Here is a 511-nt window from a genome sequence, read left to right on the forward strand (position 1 = left end):
TGATCGTTTTGCAATCCCATCAACGGAGCATTGAAGAACTCAGGAAACAAAGCAAAGTCGGCTTTGTAGTTGGCCAGAGAGGAGATAAAAAACTCGGCTTGATCGAGCAAGTCTTCCAAATCGTTCATCGCGCGCATTTGCCATTGCACCACGCCAATGCGAATCAAGGTTTTCTCGATGTCGTGAACGGATTGAATGTCTTCCTCGTAGAAAAAATTATCCCACTCTAGCAACGTGGCGTAGCCTTTTGAGGCGTTATCTTCTGGCAAATAGCCACGCATGATGCGTTTAACATCAAAGTCATTCGCAAGCTGGAATGAGAGGATCGGGTCGTGCAATTCGCGGCGTTTTACTTTGTCGATGTACTCTGCAACGCTCAGTTCATCCGCGTATTGGTGGTAATTCGGAATGCGGCCACCGGCTAGTATCGCTTTAAAGTTTTTGCTGCGGCATAACTCTTTGCGCGCGTCGTAAAGACGTCGGCCCAAGCGAAGCCCACGGTAATCAGGGT

General features: G+C 48.5%; 1 pseudogene. It reads right to left on the reverse strand.

Annotated elements, in window-relative coordinates:
- Positions 1 to 511 (reverse strand): annotated as a pseudogene (locus R7E78_RS30800) (hydrolase); the annotation flags it as partial.

Source organism: Vibrio sp. YT-19(2023) (genome assembly GCF_033337395.1).